Source organism: Mesorhizobium sp. M3A.F.Ca.ET.175.01.1.1 (assembly GCF_004791945.1).
Taxonomy (GTDB): Bacteria; Pseudomonadota; Alphaproteobacteria; order Rhizobiales; family Rhizobiaceae; genus Mesorhizobium.
This window is the reverse complement of the sequence record NZ_SRTP01000012.1, coordinates 1-18,957: the sequence shown is the minus strand read 5'-3', so window position 1 is coordinate 18,957 and position 18,957 is coordinate 1. Positions and strand designations below refer to the sequence as shown.

At 61.2% G+C, this 18,957-nt stretch carries 15 protein-coding genes; 8 read left to right on the top strand and 7 right to left on the bottom strand.

What is annotated here, in order from left to right; all coding sequences use genetic code 11:
* Positions 1 to 27: 27 nt before the first annotated feature.
* A complete protein-coding gene (locus EN818_RS23470; RefSeq protein WP_245420446.1) occupies positions 28 to 552 on the bottom strand; it encodes a helix-turn-helix transcriptional regulator in 525 nt (174 codons plus the stop codon).
* Positions 553 to 878: 326 nt separating this feature from the next.
* Here EN818_RS23470 and EN818_RS23465 point away from each other — a divergent pair, with 326 nt between their 5' ends.
* Complete coding sequence (locus tag EN818_RS23465; protein ID WP_135905442.1) at positions 879 to 2,603, top strand: PAS domain S-box protein; 1,725 nt, start codon at positions 879 to 881, stop codon at positions 2,601 to 2,603.
* Between the two features lie 94 nt (positions 2,604 to 2,697).
* Here the strand turns inward: EN818_RS23465 and EN818_RS23460 are convergent, their stop codons facing one another.
* On the bottom strand, positions 2,698 to 3,354 hold the full coding sequence (locus EN818_RS23460) for a response regulator transcription factor (RefSeq protein ID WP_095807857.1): 657 nt from the start codon (positions 3,352 to 3,354) through the stop codon (positions 2,698 to 2,700).
* A gap of 434 nt (positions 3,355 to 3,788) precedes the next feature.
* Here EN818_RS23460 and EN818_RS23455 point away from each other — a divergent pair, with 434 nt between their 5' ends.
* Genes EN818_RS23455 through EN818_RS23425 form a run of 7 tightly spaced genes read left to right on the top strand, consistent with a single transcriptional unit; the run spans position 3,789 to position 10,653 of the window.
* Positions 3,789 to 4,511, top strand: a complete 723-nt coding sequence (locus tag EN818_RS23455; RefSeq protein ID WP_095807894.1) for a sugar phosphate nucleotidyltransferase — start codon at positions 3,789 to 3,791, stop codon at positions 4,509 to 4,511.
* 44 nt (positions 4,512 to 4,555) lie between these two features.
* Positions 4,556 to 5,692, top strand: coding sequence for a DegT/DnrJ/EryC1/StrS aminotransferase family protein (locus EN818_RS23450; protein ID WP_095807858.1), 1,137 nt, complete (start codon positions 4,556 to 4,558; stop codon positions 5,690 to 5,692).
* A complete protein-coding gene (locus tag EN818_RS23445; protein ID WP_135905440.1) occupies positions 5,689 to 6,363 on the top strand; it encodes a sugar transferase in 675 nt (224 codons plus the stop codon). The genes EN818_RS23450 and EN818_RS23445 overlap by 4 nt, the downstream gene beginning before the upstream one ends.
* Positions 6,364 to 6,387: 24 nt before the next feature.
* A complete protein-coding gene (locus EN818_RS23440; protein ID WP_135905438.1) occupies positions 6,388 to 7,392 on the top strand; it encodes an SDR family NAD(P)-dependent oxidoreductase in 1,005 nt (334 codons plus the stop codon).
* Positions 7,389 to 8,657 (top strand): hypothetical protein, encoded by a 1,269-nt coding sequence (locus tag EN818_RS23435; protein WP_135905436.1) that lies wholly within the window; start codon positions 7,389 to 7,391, stop codon positions 8,655 to 8,657. The genes EN818_RS23440 and EN818_RS23435 overlap by 4 nt, the downstream gene beginning before the upstream one ends.
* 25 nt (positions 8,658 to 8,682) lie before the next feature.
* Positions 8,683 to 9,906: a polysaccharide biosynthesis/export family protein gene (locus tag EN818_RS23430; RefSeq protein WP_245518861.1), complete on the top strand. Its 1,224-nt coding sequence runs from the start codon at positions 8,683 to 8,685 to the stop codon at positions 9,904 to 9,906.
* Between the two features lie 54 nt (positions 9,907 to 9,960).
* Positions 9,961 to 10,653 (top strand): HemK/PrmC family methyltransferase, encoded by a 693-nt coding sequence (locus tag EN818_RS23425; protein WP_135905434.1) that lies wholly within the window; start codon positions 9,961 to 9,963, stop codon positions 10,651 to 10,653.
* A 20-nt stretch (positions 10,654 to 10,673) separates the two neighbouring features.
* On the opposite strand, the gene EN818_RS23420 is transcribed toward EN818_RS23425, so the two are convergent.
* From EN818_RS23420 to EN818_RS23400, 5 genes are read right to left on the bottom strand one after another with little or no spacing between them, the layout of a single operon-like run.
* Positions 10,674 to 10,949 carry an acyl carrier protein gene (locus EN818_RS23420; protein WP_176478413.1) on the bottom strand — a complete coding sequence of 92 codons (276 nt, stop codon included), beginning with the start codon at positions 10,947 to 10,949 and terminating at the stop codon, positions 10,674 to 10,676.
* 51 nt (positions 10,950 to 11,000) lie between these two features.
* Positions 11,001 to 12,554, bottom strand: coding sequence for an AMP-binding protein (locus EN818_RS23415; protein ID WP_189523833.1), 1,554 nt, complete (start codon positions 12,552 to 12,554; stop codon positions 11,001 to 11,003).
* Positions 12,551 to 14,572, bottom strand: coding sequence for an asparagine synthase (glutamine-hydrolyzing) (asnB, locus tag EN818_RS23410; RefSeq protein WP_135905432.1), 2,022 nt, complete (start codon positions 14,570 to 14,572; stop codon positions 12,551 to 12,553). Before asnB ends, EN818_RS23415 begins: the two co-directional genes overlap by 4 nt.
* 5 nt (positions 14,573 to 14,577) lie before the next feature.
* Positions 14,578 to 15,561, bottom strand: a complete 984-nt coding sequence (gene nadE, locus EN818_RS23405) for an NAD(+) synthase (protein ID WP_245518860.1) — start codon at positions 15,559 to 15,561, stop codon at positions 14,578 to 14,580.
* On the bottom strand, positions 15,558 to 18,350 hold the full coding sequence (locus tag EN818_RS23400; protein WP_245518859.1) for an AMP-binding protein: 2,793 nt from the start codon (positions 18,348 to 18,350) through the stop codon (positions 15,558 to 15,560). Before EN818_RS23400 ends, nadE begins: the two co-directional genes overlap by 4 nt.
* Positions 18,351 to 18,957 lie beyond the last annotated feature (607 nt).

Below are 18,957 nucleotides of genomic sequence, written 5' to 3'. Positions count from 1 at the left end.
TGCAGGAGGTCGGGATGGGTTGAGGTGCTACGGCAGCACCGAGATCCGCCCCAGAAGCGCTACCAGTTCGGCCTGCCGCCTCGTCTCCGTCTTGGCAAATAGCGATGCAAGCTGTGTACGGATGGTGGTCCGGCTGAGCCGAGTCCGCTCGGCAATTTCCAAGGGGGCATCGCCTCTCGCCAGGCGCAACGCCAGATGGGTCTCCGCACCCGTCAATCCAAACATTTTCTGCAACGTCTGTGGGTTCGGTCCGTTTCTCGCCTGACGATCGAGAAGTGCTAGGATAATCGACCTGTCAGGCGTGACCACGCCTTCTTCGTCGAGGATAACCGGCCGGTCTCCAGCGTTGCGGATTACGATCCAAGACAACGATCCGGGCACAAAATGCGTAGGCACGCCAGCTATCAAGCTCCTCAGCGCCGCTGATAGATCGCTGGGCGGATCATGAGAATCGTCACAGCCCGCAAGGATGGTTTCAGCGGCCGCATTCCATTTGAGCAGCCTTTTCGACTCGCTCAGCACAAGCCAGCCACAGCCCATGCGTTCGAGCATGCCGGTTATTGAGTCGAGGCCCGGTCGCTCGCAGTTGCTGGCCGGGGTCGGCCGCACGGGTTTGCGGTCAGAGCCTCGCGCGTAGGCTCTCGGCGACCCTGCCGATATCGTGCCAGGTCGCGCGACGAATCTCGGTTCGTTCAGTCGATTGACCAGGTTCATTGGTCATCCATCCTCGTTGGCTTCATGCTTGGGACGTCGCAGTCGGGACGTTGGTTGCCAGTATTTTATAAGCTCTTGGTTTTGGGGTGTGAAAGCGAGCAGACGTACTAGTCGCGTGCCCGACGGTCTAAGCTCGACGGGCTAGGCCGGAAGTTGTAGTTAGGTTGGATGAGGTTTGCCGAAGGAGGTCCATCCTGCCGCGAACTCATCTGGCGTCCCTGACCGTTCTGATCGCTACGCTGCTCTTTGAGGTAAGGGTTTCCCTGACAGGTGCCGCTGACCCAGGCTTTCTCGAATTCATTCCGGCAATAGTCGTCGTGGCTTTCCTTGAGAACCGTTGGTCTGGGGTAGCAGCAACGCTTGTGATGGCGGCCGCCGGGTTGGGTGCCCGCGGAGTCATGAATGGCCACGCTGTGGCCGATGATTGGGTACGCGCCGTCCTGCTTTTGCTTTCCGGCGGGATGATCAGTTTTCTTTTCGACCGTTCGAGGCGAAGCTTGCGTGCGGCGCTCGACGTCAAGCTCGCTGCCGTCGAGGCTGCCGAGTCACGTTATCGTCGGGCTTTTGAGCGAGCCGAGATGGGTTTCGCGACCGCCAACGACACAGGTGAGCTGCTGCAGTCGAACAGGTGCCTCTGCGCCATGTTGGGTTATCCCGAAGGCGAACTCGCCGGCCGGCAGATCGATACGCTTGTCCATCACGACGATCGCGACTTGTTCACAAAATCGCTCGCGGGGTTGAGCGTCGAGACGCCCTCTTTCAGCTCGGAAATGCGCATGATCAGAAAGGATGGCAGCACGCTGTGGACCCGGCTCTTGCTTTCTTGGTCCGCTCCGGATGCTGTTCCCTTGGACAGTCTGTTTGTGGTCGTCGACGACATCACCACCCGGCGATCTGCTCGCGAAGCACTCGTGGCTCAGAAGGAATGGCTCGACCTCGCGCTGTCCGCCGGCCGGCTGGGCACGTGGCGAATAGATTATGACGATCAAGTCGTCTCGGGTTCGAGCCAGTTCTGGGAGATTTTGGGGTTGCCACCAGCTGCGCTCCGTCCCCTGGACGCGCTCTCAGATATCGTTCACCAGGCGGACTGGGGAAAGCTCGCATCGCCCCCGCGGAAGCGTCATTTTGCGGCCAGCTATGACGTGGAGATCCGTATCAAGCGACCAGGCGGCCAGATCCGTTGGATTGCCTTGAGGGGACGCGAGGAAAGCCACGGCGGCCGCAATCAGCGGATTGGCATCGCAGCGGATTTGACGGCGCGTCGGCAAACGACACTGCTGCGTGCGGCGGCAAGAAAGCAAGAGCGGCTGATGCTTGAACAGCGCCACAGGTTCAGCAACTTGTTCGCCGTTATCATCGCCATAGTGAAGATGATCAAGGCGCCGGATGGCAACGTCGCCGAATTCAAGAACATGCTCGTCGAACGAATTCGCGCCCTCGAGGCGACGCATAGGCTGCTCACGGACAGCGCTGACGCGTCGCCCACCATTCGTGAGCTCGTCCTTCAGGAACTGCGGCCCTTCTCACAAGCAGGCAAGACGTCCGTCACGGGCCCCGAGATCAAGATATCAAGCGGAGCGGCCGAGAGTTTTGCAATGATCGTCCACGAACTTGCCACCAACTCGATCAAGCACGGGGTGCTCGGCCACGCGCAGGGCAAGGTAAAGGTGCGATGGACCGTCGTTTCAGGCGGAACCGGCGACGAGATTGAATTCGACTGGATCGAAACGGGAGGCCGACCCACTGCTCCGATCAAGCGCCAAGGTTTTGGATCCATGGTTCTGGGGACCGATGGAACACCCATTGTGGGTCATTCTTCGAAATTGGAAATGGGAGAGGACGGGCTTCGGTATTCTCTTCGGCTGTCGCCGAATGAGATCCAGGACTAATGCAGGTCGCTCAGAGGTGCGCAGCGGTTCGAGACAACGACAGGCATCAACAAAGCGCATCGCCTGATCCGTTCTCAGCGCGACTCGCTTTAGCTCACATTGTTCCCAGCCAGTTCTTGATCAAAATTGCCGCCTCGGTCCGATTTCGAACCCCCAACACCCGCATGATCGCGGCGGCGTGGATCTTCGTAGTGGCCTCGGCGATATCGAGATCTCGAGCGATCTCCTTATTCGAATAGCCCTCGGCCATCAGCCTCAAAACATCCTTTTGTCGCGATGTTAGCTTTCCCAGAGCGCCTGCGCCGGTGCTGTTCCCGTGCGGAATTTCAAGCGCCTGCTCGTGGCTTGCAGAGGTCCGGGACAGAAGCGCTGGCACGTAGATTCGACCCGATAGGATCTCCTTCACGGCCAGCACGACTTCCTCGTCAGGCTGCGATTTCACAATGTAGCCGTGCAGCCCAACCGAGAGGGCGGTTATGATTTCGGATCGTGAATCGTTGCCAGAAACAATTGCAAATCGCGTGTCCGGGTAAGCAGCCAAAACGTCGCTAAGCACTTCTTGCGAGAAGAGCCCCGGCATGTTGAGATCGAGCATCGCGAGGCTGATGGGCTTGTGTTCGGCAAGGAGGCCAACCACCGCATCGAAGCATGTTGCCTCAAAGATTTCGACGCCTTCGATGGCGGCGGTCAACGCCAACCGTAAGCCACGCCTGTACAGTCCGTGATCATCGGCGATGACGATCTTGTACATTTCACCCCAACGCACACCACTTTCGGCCTGGGACGAACGGCAAACATCCAGAACGCTATTCTGAATGTGAAGATGCGCACCCCGTCCGGCAGCTGAAACCCAACAAGAATTCCGACCTTCTAATGCACCTGGCTGGACCGAAGAGGCTACTATGCGTTTACCATGATGCAAGTCGGACCTTGGTCCCCTGCCAGGCACGCCGTTGCATCCGTGCCTGCGTGAGCGATGTGGCCGCGCCTTGCCGTCCGGCCCGTCCCCAGGACAGCGCCATTCGAACGCACGACGACACGTCTGCAGCCGGAGCGTATTTTCCGCCCAATCCGGAGCACGTGCAGCGACCCCTTGGGTCACAGCCAATCAACGCGGCCGGACGTGAGCTTCGGACGCTGACCTGATTATTAGCCTGTGTCGGCCATATGGGCCGGGAGGATCGTATGAAAGCGGTTATTCAATGTGGTGGAATGGGCATGCGCCTTCGGCCATTCACCTCGGTTCTGCCGAAGCCTCTGATGCCGATCGGTGCCCGGCCTGTGCTTGAGTTGCTGCTGAAATGGCTGCGGCGAAACGGCATCGAAAACGTATATGTCACGACGGGCTACCTAGGCCACCTCATCCGCAGCGTCTGCGGTGATGGTTCCCAGTGGAACGTCAAGATCCGTTACACGCAAGAAATGGAACCGCTTGGGACTATAGGCCCACTCTCCTTGATCAGAGAGGAACTGGACGAACCCTTTCTCGTCCTCAACGGCGACGTGCTTACCGACTTGAGCCTCAGTCGGTTTGTGGCGGCGCACCGTGCCCACAGCGACCTGGTTACAATCGCGACTGCTTCACGCGTCACCAAGATGGACTTCGGCGTCATCGACGAGGTCAACGACACTGTCCAGGTTTTCCGTGAAAAGCCCTCGCTGACGCATTTGGTAAGCATGGGGATCTACTGCATGAATCCCGATGTTCTGCGCTTTATCCCGTCCGGCATCCCGTTCGGATTCGACGATCTGATGCTGCAAATGCTTCAAGATGGACAGGTCGTGCACGTTTATAAGCATGAAGGGCTCTGGCTGGATATCGGCCGCGTCGAAGATTTTCAGAAGGCGCAGGCGGTCTCCTGGGAGGAGCAGTCGGCGTCCATAGAGGTCGCCGCCGCAGCAGCCTGAAGCAGCTCGTGGAGACAGAAGCAGACGATCACCGGGAGGTTGGGATGCTCTTGGTTAGCGCACCCGTGCTGGGTGTTCCAGAGAAGGCCGCCTTGTCGAAAGTGATCGACAGCGGCTGGCTGACCATGGGCGAGCGGGTTCGGGCGTTTGAAGCGGCATTTGCCGCGGTGCACGGCGCCGACGATTGCGTCGCGGTCAGTTCCTGCACTGCCGCCCTTCACCTCATTCTTTACGGACTCGGCATCGGGCCCGGTGACGAGGTCCTGGTGCCTTCCCTGACCTTCGTTGCGACCGCGAACGCGGTGTTGTATGTCGGCGCCAAGCCGGTCTTTGTCGATATTGAATCCGACGACGTTCCGCTGATGTCGGTTGCAGAGGCAGAGGCGCGCTGCACGTCGCGCACCAGAGCGGTGATCCTGGTCCATTTCGCAGGCTACCTCGCCAACAAGGAGGAGTGGCAGACCTTCGCCAGCGTGCGGGGTCTCTACATCATCGAGGACGCCGCACACGCCCCTGGTTTGAAGGAGGTAGGGACCTTCGGTGCCGGAGCGGCGTTCAGTTTCTACGGCAACAAGAACATGACCACCGCGGAAGGCGGCGTGGTCATCACGCGAGATCCCGACTTGCGGGAGAAGATTCGCCAGGCGCGTGCGCATGGCATGACCACTGGAACGCGCCAGAGACTGAACAGCCGCACACCGCAATATGACGTGACGATGCTCGGCTTCAACTACCGCATGGATGAGATGCGGGCTGCCATCGGCCTGGTTCAGCTTCGCAATTTGCAGGAGTGGAATGAGGTCAGACGCATCCTTGTCGTGCTGTACAGGCGTCTTATCGCCATGCGCTGCCCGACCATCTCGATGCCATTTGCGGAACCGCGCACCTCCGCATATCACATCATGCCGATCCTCTTGCCCCGCTATGTCAACAGGCAAGACGTCATCGACGAGCTGCGCGCGCAGGGCATACAGACCACAATTCACTATCCGCCTGTGCATCAAATGACCCTGTATCGGGAACTCTTTCCCGGGGTTCACCTGCCGCGCACGGAGTCTTTCGCCGACCGTGAACTGACCATTCCGCTGCATCCCCAGATAACATCTCCGGTCGCGGAGGCAGTGGTGGATGCGCTGGCGTCGGCTCTCGACAGCGGTTCTCGGGCCGGGACAGCCGCATGAACGCATTCGACATCCCCATTCACCAGCTTGGTATGGCACGTGTCCGCCACGGACTTGGCAGGCGCGCCATGGATATCATCGCCGCATCCGCAGGGCTCATTGCCCTGTCGCCGCTGATGCTCCTGATCGCAACAGCACTGCTGCTGGAAGGCGGCCGCCCCGTCGTCTTTGTTCAGCCCCGCATAGGTGCCGGCGGACGGCTTTTCCACATGTACAAGTTCCGAAAATTCGATCCCCGTTGCGATGCGGGAGGCCCTGCGCTGACCCTTGCCAATGACGACCGGATGACGATGGTGGGCAGGTTTCTAGCTCTCAGCAAGTTCGACGAACTGCCGCAGTTGTGGAACGTCCTGAAGGGCGAAATGGCCCTAGTCGGCCCGCGCCCTGAGAGTCTGCCTTTCGCCGAGTGTTTCAGGGACGGCTACGAAGCTGTCCTGCAATACAAGCCGGGCTTGTTCGGTCCTGCTCAGATCATGTTCCGCCGCGAGGACCTTTTCTACCCTCGCGATGTCGAGCCGGCCACGTTCTACAAGGAAGTGCTGTTTCCGGCAAAAGCCAGAATCGATCTTTCCTACTATGGTCGCCGGACCATCATCTCCGACGCGGTCCTTGTCGTTCGAGGTGTTTTCATTGTCCTTGGCATGGCTTCGGCGCACTCAGGCGATGCTTGAAAGCGGTCCGGGGATTGTGTGGTCATGACCTATCAGGGAAAAAGAGTTCTGGTCACCGGCGCGGACGGGTTCATCGGGTCGCATCTGACCGAGGCGCTGGTTCGCGGCGGCGCGGACGTAACTGCTTTGGCCCTCTACAATTCGTTCGACAGTCACGGGTGGCTGGATGATCTGCCGGACGGCATCCGAAATCAGCTGAAGCTGGTCCGCGGCGACGTTCGCGACAGCGGATTCGTGAACAGGATCGTAGCTGGCCAGGCCGTCGTTTTTCATCTCGCGGCACTGATCGCCATTCCGTACTCATACGCCGCTGCTCAATCCTATGTAGAGACGAACGTGATGGGCACGCTCAATGTGCTCGAAGCGGCGCGCCAGTGGGACATCGAGCGCGTGGTGCACACCTCAACCAGCGAGGTTTATGGCACCGCCCTGACCATGCCCATCAGCGAATCCCATCCGCTGCAGGGGCAGTCGCCATACTCGGCCTCCAAGATCGGAGCCGACATGATGGCGGAGTCCTACGCTCGATCCTTCGACGTGCCTGTCGTTGTGCTTCGTCCATTCAACACATTCGGACCGCGCCAAAGCGAACGAGCGATCGTGCCGACGATCATCAGGCAGGCCCTCGATCCTAAATGCGCGGCCATCATGGTGGGAGATACCAGCCCGGTCCGCGACCTCACCTTCGTCGAAGACACCGCGGCGGCTTTCCTCGCCGCGGGCTCGGCTGAACTCGAATTCGGGCATGCGTACAATGCCGGAAGCCAGCGCGCGGTCACCATATCGGACGTGCTGGACCTGGTGCTTGAGCTGAGCGGTTCGAACAAGCCGGTGCATCGCGACGAAAGCCGGCTGCGGCCGCAAAATTCCGAGGTCCGGGCGCTGTTGGCAAATTCGTCGCGGCTCGAGACGGCAACGGGATGGAAGGCACAGACCAGTCTGCGCGAAGGCCTGAGCCGAACCATTGCGTGGTGGCGCAAACGCCTCAGTGAAGGGCTCGTACGTCAAGAGATGGGCTACATGACATGAGGCTCACCCCGGTCGCTGCCGCATTGCTCATGGTTTGCGCTGCCGCGCTCCTCAACCTGCGGACGGCCGGCGGTCAGGGAAGCAACGCGTCCACCGGATTCGTGGCGCCGGTGGCGATGGATCTGCCCGACTACCTTCGTCCCGCGACCGACCCGGCATTCGGCACCAGCTTCGTTCGCATCACCAAGCCCGGAAGCCTTGGAAACGGCGTTGTCTGCGGGCCCAAATATTGCAGCCACCGTTATTCAAGTGCGCAAGCCTGGAACGCTGACCAGACGTTGCTGCTCCTCGACAACGGCTGCAATGGAATGTGCTTTCTCGACGGGCACACTTATGTGGCGCTGTTTCACCGCAACAGAGGCGGGGAATGCGAGTGGCATCCTCGCAATCCCGAGCTGATGATCTGCGTTCACAACCGGGCGATTTCGACCTGGGCACCGCGGACGAACCAGGAACAAGTCCTGTTCACGTCCACAGCGTATCGCGACCTGCAATTCGGCCCCTCGAAAGGCAATCCTAGTCGGGACGGCAGCCGCATCGCGGTGCGCGCAGTCCGCAAGGATGGCGCGAAGGTTGTCTTTGCCTACGATCTGGATCGGCGCGGGAAATTCCCGGACATCGATCTTGCTCAAGTTCCTGGAACGACCAGTTCCTGCACCATCTCGCCACTCGCAGCGTACATCCTGTGTTTCCAAAATCTCATGGACGGCACAGAACAAAGAGCCATTTTCGCCGTTGACGGGGGCTTGCGGCAGAGATGGACGGACCATCACCGGCCCGGTCACGGCGATCTGACGGTCGACGAAGATGGCAACGAGGTCTATGTCGGCATCAGCAAGTCCGGGCCCGACAAGTTCCAGATAATCAAACGCAGGCTGTCGGATGGGAAGGTGACATCACTTACCGCCTATGGCCAGGCGGAGCATGCATCGACCCGCGCTCTGGCTAGGAGCGACTGGGCGTTCCTGAGCTATGGCGGCAATCCGGACCAGGTTTCCGCCAATCCGGGATGGGCCCCCTATGCGCGCGAGGTGATCGCGCTTCGCATCGACGGCAGCGGCGCCGTTCGGCGCATCGTGCAAACGCGCAATCCTCCCTCCGACTATTGGAGCGAGACCCATGCCTCGCCTTCTCCGGACGGGTCGCAGGTTATCTGGTCAAGCAACTGGGGCGTACCGGGCGGGCCGGTTTACGACTTTGTCGCCCGTCTCGATTGGGCCCAACAGGAGAACCCGAAGGAGCTTGTCGCCAATGGTAAACCTTAGCCGCTTCTTGCTCACGGCGGTTGCCGTGCTGGCCACCCTGCCCATGGCCTTTGCGGGCGATCTATCGGCTGCTTATCGGATTTCGCCCGGAGACACTGTCGAAATCGGGATAACCTCCATTCCGGGCCGGACACAGCGTGCGGTGGTCCAGATGGATGGCACGATCGTGCTCCCCGATGCGGGCACGATATCGGTCGGCGGCCTGACTTCGCCGGAATTGCAAACGCGCCTGCAGGCGATCTTGCCGACCAAGATCTTTCACATGCGCATGGCCGACGGCCGCGAGCAGATGGCGGTTGTAAGACCGAGCGACGTCACGGCGATCATCGCTGAGTACCGTCCGATCTATGTGACCGGCGATGTGCTGACCCCGGGACAGCAGGCTTTTCGCCCGCTGATGACCGTGCGGCAGGCGATTGCGGTGGCCGGCGGCTTCAGCCTCTTGCGGTCGCGAAGCAACCAAGTCGGACCAGACCCGACGGATCTGCGGCGCGACTATGAGATGATCTGGGGGGAATATACCAGGGACTACTTCCACAGCGCCCGGCTGCGCGCGGAACTCCAGAAGCAAGCCAATTTCGACATGCAGCCCCCACAGGGATCCCCCCTTACTCCGGCGCTCGCGGCCGGCGTAGCGAAGACTGAAGCAGAAGCGCTGAAGCTCTCGCTGGACAACTATCAACAAGAGCAGAGCTTTGTGGAGAAGGGCGCCAGGGACGCCGCAGCACAGGTCGAAGCACTGATCAAGCGCGCGCAGGACGAAGCCGATGGCGTGAAGGCCGACGAGGAGGACCTTGCGCAGGTGACGAGGCTGTTCAAAGCCGGCAACCTGACGAACAACAGGCTCGCCGACGTCCGGCGTGCAGTCCTTCTATCGTCCACCCGGGCCCTGGAAACATCCGTCGAGCTCATGCGGACGCGACGCCTGCAGGACGATTTCGCCAGGCAGCTCGAGCGAAACGAGAACCAGAGGCGGATCGGCCTGCTGAACGAACTGCGCGACACCGAGGTCCGGCTGGCCGACATCAGCGCAAGACTTCGCGCAGCCAGTCAGAAATTGCAGCCCCAGGGCGCGACTGCCGCGCCGTTGTCGATTGCCGGCGAGACCGTGCGGGCCCAGCTGACGATCATCCGCAAGATCGACGGGCAGTGGCGCAAGCAGGCGACGGACGAGGACGCCGAGGTGGCGCCAGGAGATACGATCGAGGTCAGATTCAGCAACGAGCTGGAAAGCGCGGCAGCACAATAGCGCTATCGCTTCCGCACAATCGACGAACGCTCGATCTCGCCGTGGAGACAAATCTTGAGCGAGGACATCAACGTCGCGGACGCCTATAGCAGAGGCAGCGCGGTCTTCATGGGAATGGAAATGCTTGTCGCTTCCGGTGCGCTCGTTCCGAGACCGGAGACGGAGCTGTTGGGCTCGACCGCGCTCGATGTCCTGCACCAAATGAACCTGCCGGCGCCACGCGTTGTCGACATGTGCTGCGGCGCCGGCAATCTCGCTTGTGCCATCGCCCGTCATGTTCCGAGCGCGCGGGTCTGGGCCAGCGATGTTACCGATGCCTGTGCCGAGCTGGCGAGCCGCAATGTCCTCCACCATGGGCTGGCCGATCGGGTGCTCGTCCTAAAGGGCGATTTGTTCGAAGCGCTGTCTGCTTTGCTGCCCCCGGCCACCATCGACGTCGTGGTGTGCAATCCGCCCTACATCTCTGAGAAGCGGCTTGAAGGCGATCGTTCGCATCTGCTTGCGCTCGAGCCGCGTGAGGCTTTTGCGGCCGGGCCCTATGGCATCGCCATCCACATGCGCGTGGTGAAAGATGCCGCGCGGTATCTGCGGCCGGGCGGCGCACTGCTATTCGAGGTCGGCCTCGGCCAGGATCGCCAAGTTGCAAGCCTGCTGGAGCGCAGCTGGGCCTACGACAATATCGGCGTCGTCACCAATCTCGCCGGCGAGGCGCGCGTCGTGATCGGATACGCAAAGCGGCAGCCCTGAGAAATTGGCGGATCGGAGCTTCATCCCCGCTTGCGGGCGATGAATTGCGCAATGCCCTGGATGGAATCGAGGTTCTCCGGCAGAAGCTCACTGTCCTCGACGGTGATGCCAAAGGTCTCTTCGATGAAGCCGATGACCTCGAGCACCCCCGTAGAGTCGACGATGCCCTGATCGAGCAGCGATTGCGTGGTGCTCAGAGATTTCACGTCGGCGATGTAGAAGTTCGAAGCCAGGAAATCGCGAATTTGTTTCGTGTAGATGTCGCCCGCGGGCCTCGTTGCCAAAATCGAATCCATCTAATCCACCCTCCAAAGAGACAAAATGCAGTCGGCGCCGTCCAACAGGCACTACGAAAGAGCCACCTTCTTGAGTTTTCCGGTATCCGTCATGGGCAGGCTGGGCACGATGACGATGGATTTCGGGACCATGAAGCTTTCAAGCCGCTTCTGGCATTCCATCTGCAACTGCCTTTCGCCGACAATGCGTCCTTGCTCGATCACGACGAACGCCTTGACCGCCTGGCCCAGAAGCTCGTCAGGCACGCCGACAACGGCGGCCTCCTTGACGCCCGGAATATTCACCAGCACGTTTTCAACTTCCTTCGGCGCAACCTTCTCGCCCCGGGATTTTATGATCTCGTCGCCGCGGCCGATGAAGTAGAGATAGCCGTCGGCGTCCATGCGGCAGTAGTCGCCGGTGTAGAGGACCTGCTCGCCGGGCAAGGGGCCGGGCTTCAGTTTTCTAGCGGTCGCTTCCGGCTTGCCCCAGTAGCCCTTCATCACCGTGGCGCCACGGATAACCAGTTGTCCGACGGTACCCGGCTCGACCCGTTTGTCGTTCTCGTCGACGAGCCACATTTCCGTGTTCGGGATCGCGATCCCGACGCTCAAAGGCTTTCGCTCGAGATCTTCCGGCGGCAGATAGGTGCAGCGCTTGCACTCGGTAAGACCGTACATCGAATAGATCCGAGCGTCCGAAAATATCTCCTTCAGCATGTTGATCTGCTTCAGTGACAAGGCGGCTGCGGTGTTGGTGACGTAGCGGATGCTCGAGAAGTCGTGATCCTTCAGTGACTTGAGCTCCGAAAGCGAGGCAAAGATGGTGGGCACGCCGGGAAAGCCCGTGACCCTCTCTTCCTTGATCACCTCAAGAATCTGCGCCGGGAAAGCGAAGGATCGTTCGAGGACAAGGCGGGCGCCGGTACGGAACGCCATCAGCATCTGATAGAGGCCGTAGTCGAAGGCGAGCGGCAGGACGTTGAGGATGACGTCATCCTCGCGGAGTTCCAGATAGGATGCTATCGATGTGCATGCCGCCGTCATGTTGCGGTGCGTCAGCATCACGCCTTTGGGCTCGCCGGTGGACCCTGAGGTGTAGATGATGGCGGCAAGATCGATGTCGATCGAATTGCGCGCCGGAGCGGCGGCAGTTCTTTTAGCAGCCGCGTCCCAGCGCACCCCGTGCGGCAGGCGGGTGAGTTCGTCGTCATCGATCGGCCCCGATACGATCACCTTTCGCAGGGAGCGGCAGTTCTGCGCTGGTGCAACGAAGGCCGAGCGCAGGTGCTGGTCGGTGATCAGCGCCGTCGGCCGGCAATCATTCAGAAGGTAATCGAGCTTTTCGCTTTTCGTGAGCGGGTTGACGAGGCAAACGACCGCGTTTGCCTTCAGCACCGCCCAGAAGCTGACAACCGTCTCGACCGTGTTGTCGGCGAAGATCATCACGCGGTCGCCGCGTTGCACGCCGCCTGATGCCAGGGATTGCGCCATCCCGTTGGAGCGCTCGTCGATCTCGCCGTAGGTGAGGCGTTGTCCGCTGCAAACCAGCGCCACCTTGTCGGCGAGCCGTCCGGCGGAGTGGATCAGATAGTCGTGCAGGAGCGGTACGGCACCATGCATCATGCGAGCTCTCTTTCCCGACGCTCGTAGTCGACATCGATGCTGAGATCCGGCCTTGTCGCGCCGACTGGACGGGTTGCGACAAATTGCTGATGCAGGAGCTGCGTCGACAGCACGCCCACCAGGGCCATGTTGTCGGAATTCGACATGTCGCCGTCGCCAGCTCTGGCTCGGCATTTCCCGACCAAACCCTCAACCGATGAGGCATCGAATACGCCCGCTGTCCGCAATGCCGCCTCGGACAATGCGTCACGAATGTATGCCGGGGCGTCCGCGGCGAAGAAACTCAGCGCATTCGGCGCCCGGTAGGGCTGCTTCGTTCGGGCAACGATCTGCGGCGGCAGAATCGGTGCGGCGACGCGTTTCAGCACGTGTTTCTCGTCGAGCCCCCGAAGCTTGTAGGCGTCGGGAAGCGCATTCGCCAGGGCAATGACGTTGTCATCCAGGAACGGGAAGCGGCCCTCGACGGAATGGGCCATAAGCATCCTGTCCCCTTGCGACGAGAGCAGATAGCCCGACATCAAAGTCCGGATTTCCAGATACTGGTCTTGGGCGAGGGCACTCCACTGCGGGAATTCGGCCGGCAATGTCGAAAGCAGCTCGCTCACCGCATCGCGGCGTTGCGAGGCGGCGCGCATATCGGGGCAGAACAGCCGTTTGATCGCGCTGGTCGTGCGCCAGCGCGTCTCATGCGCAAAGCCCGGCATGTCATGGGCATGAATGTTGCGGCCGAAAAACTGCCTCGCCAATGCCTGCTGGCGAACCGGTGAACGCGAGAGGTAGGGATAGAGGCGCTCGAGCAGCCCGGCGCGTCTGGTCGAGGCAGGCTGACGTCCCCAGAAGCGGCGCACCTTTCCTTCGCGGAACAGGTCGTAGCCGGCAAACATCTCGTCGGCGCCTTCCCCGGTCAGCACCACCTTGATGCCGTGTTTGCGCACCAAGCCCGACAGCAGGAACAGCGGTGCCGGGGCGGTCCTGAGGATCGGCCGCTCGGTATGTCGGATCACCTCGGGAAAGACCTCGGCGATATCGCTGCGCGAGACGACCACCTCGTGGTGCTCGCTTCCGGTTTGGGCGGCAACAAGCCGCTGGAAACGGGTCTCGTCATATTCGGCATCCGCAAAGCGCAGGGAGAAGGTCTGGAAACGCTGGCCGGCGAAGCGTCTTCCCAGAGTGGCGACAAGGGAGCTGTCGAGCCCCCCGGACAGATAGCAGCCGACAGGCACATCGGCCTGTACGATCCGCAAGGCCGTCGCGGCTTCGAGCGCGAGGCCGACCTCCTCGACCGCCTCATCCAGGGAGCCGCTAAACCGGTCTGGGTCCGGACCAGGGATTTGCGGAAAGCGCGGTTGCCAGAATGCATGTTCGCGCGCCGCCCCGTTCTCATAGACGCGAACATGTCCAGGCGGGAGCTCCCGGATGCCCTGGAAGACATTCTGCGGAACGACAACCGTCCACATGGTGAATATCTGGTCGATGCCTGCCGGATCGAATGTGCGCGGTATCGCGACGTCGGCCGCGAAAATCGCTTTGACTTCGCTGGCAAAGAATAGGCGTCCGCCATGCTCGCACAAATGCAGCGGGCAAATGCCGTAGCGATCGCGCGACAATACCAGCCGACCGGCAACGGCGTCCCAGATTGCCAGCGCCCATTGGCCGTTCATGCGCTCGAAGACGGCCTCGCCCCACTGCTGATAGGCGTGCAGGACGACTTCGGTATCGCTGCGAGTGTGGAACCGATGACCGAGAACGATCAGCCTGTCGCGCAGTTCGAGGTAGTTGAAAATCTCGCCGTTGAAGACGATCCACGTCAGGCCACTGGCGTCGGCAAGGGGCTGTTGCCCAAGCTGAAGATCGACGACCGACAGACGGGCATGCGCCAGCCCTGCACGTCTGTCCCGGTACAGGCCCCGCTCGTCGGGGCCGCGATGCGCAAGCGCACCAGCCATGCGCAACAGGGCTTCGCGCGAAGGCGGTTCAGCGGTGGCATTCAGCGCCAATATTCCGGCGATCCCGCACATCGGGGTCAGTCCAGGTCCATCGGCACGGACGGCAAGGGCCGGGCATGCAGATAGCGCGCGGCCCGACGCTTGGCTTCGATATCCTTGAAGACCTTCTCGACCTGGCCGCCGGTGAGGCCCGCAGCGGCCGCCACCTCGTCCGCACACACTCCGTGGTTCACGCCATAGAGGCATAGATCGGTCAGGTGGTAGGGCAGCGCGAAATAGAACTCCTCCTGGCTCTGCGCCATGGAGAACGTGTCGGTGGTCGGCGGCCTGCGCCGGATTTCTTCATCCACGCCGAGATATTCCGCCAGCTGGTAAACCTGGGTTTTGTAGAGGTGCACGATCGGCATCACGTCGGCGATGCCGTCGCCTTGCTTGACGAAGAAGCCCTGGTCGAATTCGAGCCGGTTGGGCGTTCCAGCTACCGCATAGCCAAGGCGATCCGCGTGGTAATATTCGGTCATCTTGCGGATGCGCTGCTTGTAGTTGGTAGCCGCAACGATCTGCAGGTAGGCTGCCGTGGACAGCCGAACCGTGTTGATGTTGCCATCGGGATCTTCAACCGTGAGCCGGGTGATGTTGAGCCCTTGGCTCTTCAGGACCGGAGTAAGCACAAGCTTGCATTTCCACCCTCGATCGTAGTCCGGAACGACGGAGCGGATGGCCTCGGACTGCCGGCGATAGGCGCCGATGGCATCGAGCGCCGGCGCAATGTCTTCCACCAGAGTGTCGATGCCGAGCTGGGCTGCGACGACACGTCCGAGCCTGAGCGAGTCTCCGGAGGAATCGCGCTCCGGCATGAAGATTCCCAGCACCTTGTCCCTGCCGAAGGCACGCACGCACAACGATGCGACGACGGAACTATCGATGCCGCCCGACAGCCCAACCACCACCCCGCGCCGCCGAAGCGTGACCAGTACCTGTTCACGTGTCGCCGTCACGATGCGCTCTGCCTCAGCGGCGGCATCCAACGCCAGCACATCCTTGGTGAATCTCGAGATCACGCAGCCTGGCCCTCCAAGCGCAGGGATTCGGCAGGTGTATAGGTTTGCAGGACGGCCTTTTCGATCAGCGGACGGTTCGTCGCCACATGCGGCTCGACGACAAGATCGATATGGGTGCCGACGATCGAAATCACCTGCAGATCGCAGAACACGCGATCCCAGCCGATGGCGCGTGACATGCCTGGGCGAGCACAGCGAAACAAAGTGCCTTGAATGGGAAGCGGCGCCTTGGGTTGCTCCAACCAGCGGAAAAAGGCCTGGGCCCGCAAGACTTCCTGCAATTCCAGCTTGATCCGGAAGCACGCGCCGTTGAACTGGCCGTCGGTGTAGTGGTCGATCGCGCGAGCGAGACGCGTTTCATAACCTGTTCTCACCGCGATCTTCGCCAGGGCTCGGCAAGCGACGCGGTGGAACGAGATGCGGTTGGACCGGAGCCGACGCGCCGTGCGGGCGATTGTCTCCCAGCGGCGGCTGCGTTCGCCCTCGAGGCTTGTATCGAGGATACCGACGAACTTCACCGATCGTCCCGCCTTGAGGAGGCGCAGAGCGACTTCCAGGGCAACTGCTCCGCCAAGCGAGTGGCCAAGAAGCCTGACATGGCCCGACGGCTGCGCTCGGTTGACCTGTTGGACCGCCGCATCCGCCATGCTCGCCAAATCATTCTGCCCTTTAAGGATCAGTGCCAGGCCTGGATATCGAATGGGCATGACCTTGGCCGTCTTGCCCATGGCGGAGGCGAAGGCGGCAAGGCTCGGTCCGTAGCCGACCGACCCGGGAAACAGGAAAAGAAGCGGCGGGTTATGGTCCGGCGCGGCTTTGCCCGAGGCGGTTGCTTGCGCGGCGGCCACTGCCGTGACCATTTCGTCCGCGCTCATCCCTACGGTGAAGCTCTCAAGCCCGAGTTCCTGGCCGATGAGGTTTTCTATCTCCATCACGCAGTGCAACAGCTTGAGCGAATCTCCTCCTGCCTCGTCCCACCTGCCTGCGGCTGCTCGCGTGTTGAGAACCTTGCTCCAGGCCTTCTGCACCACCTGACGCACTTTGAGGTCGCTGCCGGGACTTGGCGGATCGGCGGTGGTGGCCGGCTTTCTGGCCAACAGATCCATCTTGCCCAGTTTCGCGAGGTCTATCTTTCCGCTGCTCAGGCGGGGAATTTCGCCCACGCGGTGAAGCCGCAGGGGTCGCAAGGGCGAGGGCAGCGTGTTTGCGATCAGCTGGCGCAGGCCATCCACAAAGTCCGGACCGGCGGAATCGTTCGGTACCGCGAATGCGATAAGCTCGGTTGCCTCGGTCACGATGGCCACGGCGTCCTGGACCGACGAGGCCGATCGCATCACCCGTTCGAGCTCGGCTGGCTCGATCCGTCGGCCATTGATCTTTATCTGCCGCCCCTTTCGGCCGATGATCCTCAACAGACCCTGGCTGTCCAATCGGACGAGATCACCGGTCGGAAAGATCCGTTTGCCCGGATCGTCAGGGTCTGCTTCGGCAGGCAGGACGGCGCCGTTTTCCCAATGCCCAAGCAGGACGTAAGGGCTCTTGATCACCAGCTCTCCGGTCTCACCGGATGGGACGGGTTGTCCTTCCTCATCCACGATCGCGAATGCGATGCCCGGCAAAAGGCGTCCGACCGGCGCGTCCGCCTCCGTATTCGACTGTTCTGACGGCAAAAACCACTGGGAGCCTGTCGTTTCCGTAGACGAATAGCCGATCTGGATCACGCACTGCTGGGGGACGGCTTGGCGCAAAAGGGCGATGTCGGTCCAAAGCACCTTTTCACCCCCGACGCGGACCACCCTCAGCGACCTGAACGTACCCTCGGGGGCGTCTGCCATGAGCGTGCGCAGCAAGGCGGGCACGAGGTAGATGACCGTCACGCCCTCGTCGCGCATCCTGGCGCGAACGCCACGCAGGCCGGTCGCTTCCAGTTCGACGAGGTGCAGGGTGGCGCCGGTGAGGATGGCCGTCAAAATCTCTCGGCAGCCGGCTATCGTGGCCAGACCCGTCAGGGGCAGAAAGACGTCCTCGGAATTGATGTGACATGCGTCGACATATTGTTGCACTCGCCTGAGCAGGCTGCGCTCGCTGTTGACGATGCCTTTGGGACGCCCGGTGCTGCCGGACGTATAGAGAACGATCGCCGCCTTATCGACACAAGGCGAGGGAAGGGGCGGGGCGGACAAATAGGACTCCGAGGCCGCACTCGCGGCCATGTCGATCCATTGGACATCGGCCGGCAGGTCGCGGGGCCTGTCCCCCATGCCCAGCATAGCCGAGAGCTTGGCCGCGGACACAATCTCCTGGATCCGGGGGCTGGGGTCTCTTGCGTTGAGGGGAATTGAGATCCGCCCGGCGGCGACTGTTGCGAGCATCGCAACAATGCTCCAGACGGAATATGGCTGGCAGATTCCGACTGGGCTGCCTTGGGCAACGGCTGTCGCGATTCGGCGGGAGAGGATCTCGACGGCAGTGCCGAGCGCCGAATAGGAGAGTCCGTTGACGCCGTCATGTAGTGCGATCTTATGCGGGTATTGCCTTACGGCGGTCTCCAGGTGAGGACCGATGCCGATTTCCGCAAACCCGGCTGGCAGAGGCCGATAGGAGCGCAGGACGGGCCCGCCATGATCGAGAGCATAGTCGGGCACGTCTTCCCATTTGGAGGACCCTGCCGGAAGAGGAGCCTCATCAAGATCCTGGTCCGCCGCTGGTGCCTTCAAGTACGCCGGGAGCATGGCTTGCCTGAGCGAAAGGTGATGCTGGGTTATGGATCTCCACAGCGGGATTTTCATCGATCATTCTGATGATGCGGCTTCGGATAAATGGACGCGAGGTGGAATGACCCTTTGAACTGGGCAGAGATTAACGTGAGGAATATGCCGTGACATCAAACAGACCGATTCTGATCACGGGGGCAGCCGGGTTCTAGGTGTTCATCTATGCCGTAGGCTGCCTGCTGATGGTCGGCAGGTAGTCGGTCTCGATTCGATGAATGGCTACTATGACATTAACCTGAAGCGAGCTCGGCTCGAGCAGTTGGAAGCGTTTCCGCATTTCCGCTTCGAGCATATCGACCTTACGGATCGGAATCGATTTCCACGCTGTTCGTCGGTCGTGTCCGCGAAGTGGTGTAGTTCGGCGGTAGCGAAGCCGCTCGCGAGCGCGCCCTCAATGGCGCCGTAGCGAGCGAGCGGCGCAGCGGTGGTCATCGATGTTCTTCCGTTAGGGTCGGGTTGCTGACACCAACCTGATTCGAAGGAACCACCGATGACGGGACTGTCAGGAATTCTGTGCGCGAGGCCATGATGATGGAAAGGAGAGAATCATCACATGGCTATCGAGAAAGAACTTCTGGACCAGTTGCTTGCCGGGCGCGACCCGAATGAGGTGTTCGCCCGG

Excerpts from the sequence above, each read along its gene's own strand:
- EN818_RS23470 (WP_245420446.1), bottom strand. The coding sequence starts at position 552 with ATGCTCGAACGCATGGGCTGTGGCTGGCTTGTGCTGAGCGAGTCGAAA.
- EN818_RS23460 (WP_095807857.1), bottom strand. The coding sequence starts at position 3,354 with ATGTACAAGATCGTCATCGCCGATGATCACGGACTGTACAGGCGTGGC.
- EN818_RS23455 (WP_095807894.1), top strand. The coding sequence starts at position 3,789 with ATGAAAGCGGTTATTCAATGTGGTGGAATGGGCATGCGCCTTCGGCCA.
- EN818_RS23450 (WP_095807858.1), top strand. The coding sequence starts at position 4,556 with ATGCTCTTGGTTAGCGCACCCGTGCTGGGTGTTCCAGAGAAGGCCGCC.
- EN818_RS23445 (WP_135905440.1), top strand. The coding sequence starts at position 5,689 with ATGAACGCATTCGACATCCCCATTCACCAGCTTGGTATGGCACGTGTC.
- EN818_RS23440 (WP_135905438.1), top strand. The coding sequence starts at position 6,388 with ATGACCTATCAGGGAAAAAGAGTTCTGGTCACCGGCGCGGACGGGTTC.
- EN818_RS23435 (WP_135905436.1), top strand. The coding sequence starts at position 7,389 with ATGAGGCTCACCCCGGTCGCTGCCGCATTGCTCATGGTTTGCGCTGCC.
- EN818_RS23420 (WP_176478413.1), bottom strand. The coding sequence starts at position 10,949 with ATGGATTCGATTTTGGCAACGAGGCCCGCGGGCGACATCTACACGAAA.
- EN818_RS23415 (WP_189523833.1), bottom strand. The coding sequence starts at position 12,554 with ATGATGCATGGTGCCGTACCGCTCCTGCACGACTATCTGATCCACTCC.
- asnB (WP_135905432.1), bottom strand. The coding sequence starts at position 14,572 with ATGTGCGGGATCGCCGGAATATTGGCGCTGAATGCCACCGCTGAACCG.
- EN818_RS23400 (WP_245518859.1), bottom strand. The coding sequence starts at position 18,350 with ATGAAAATCCCGCTGTGGAGATCCATAACCCAGCATCACCTTTCGCTC.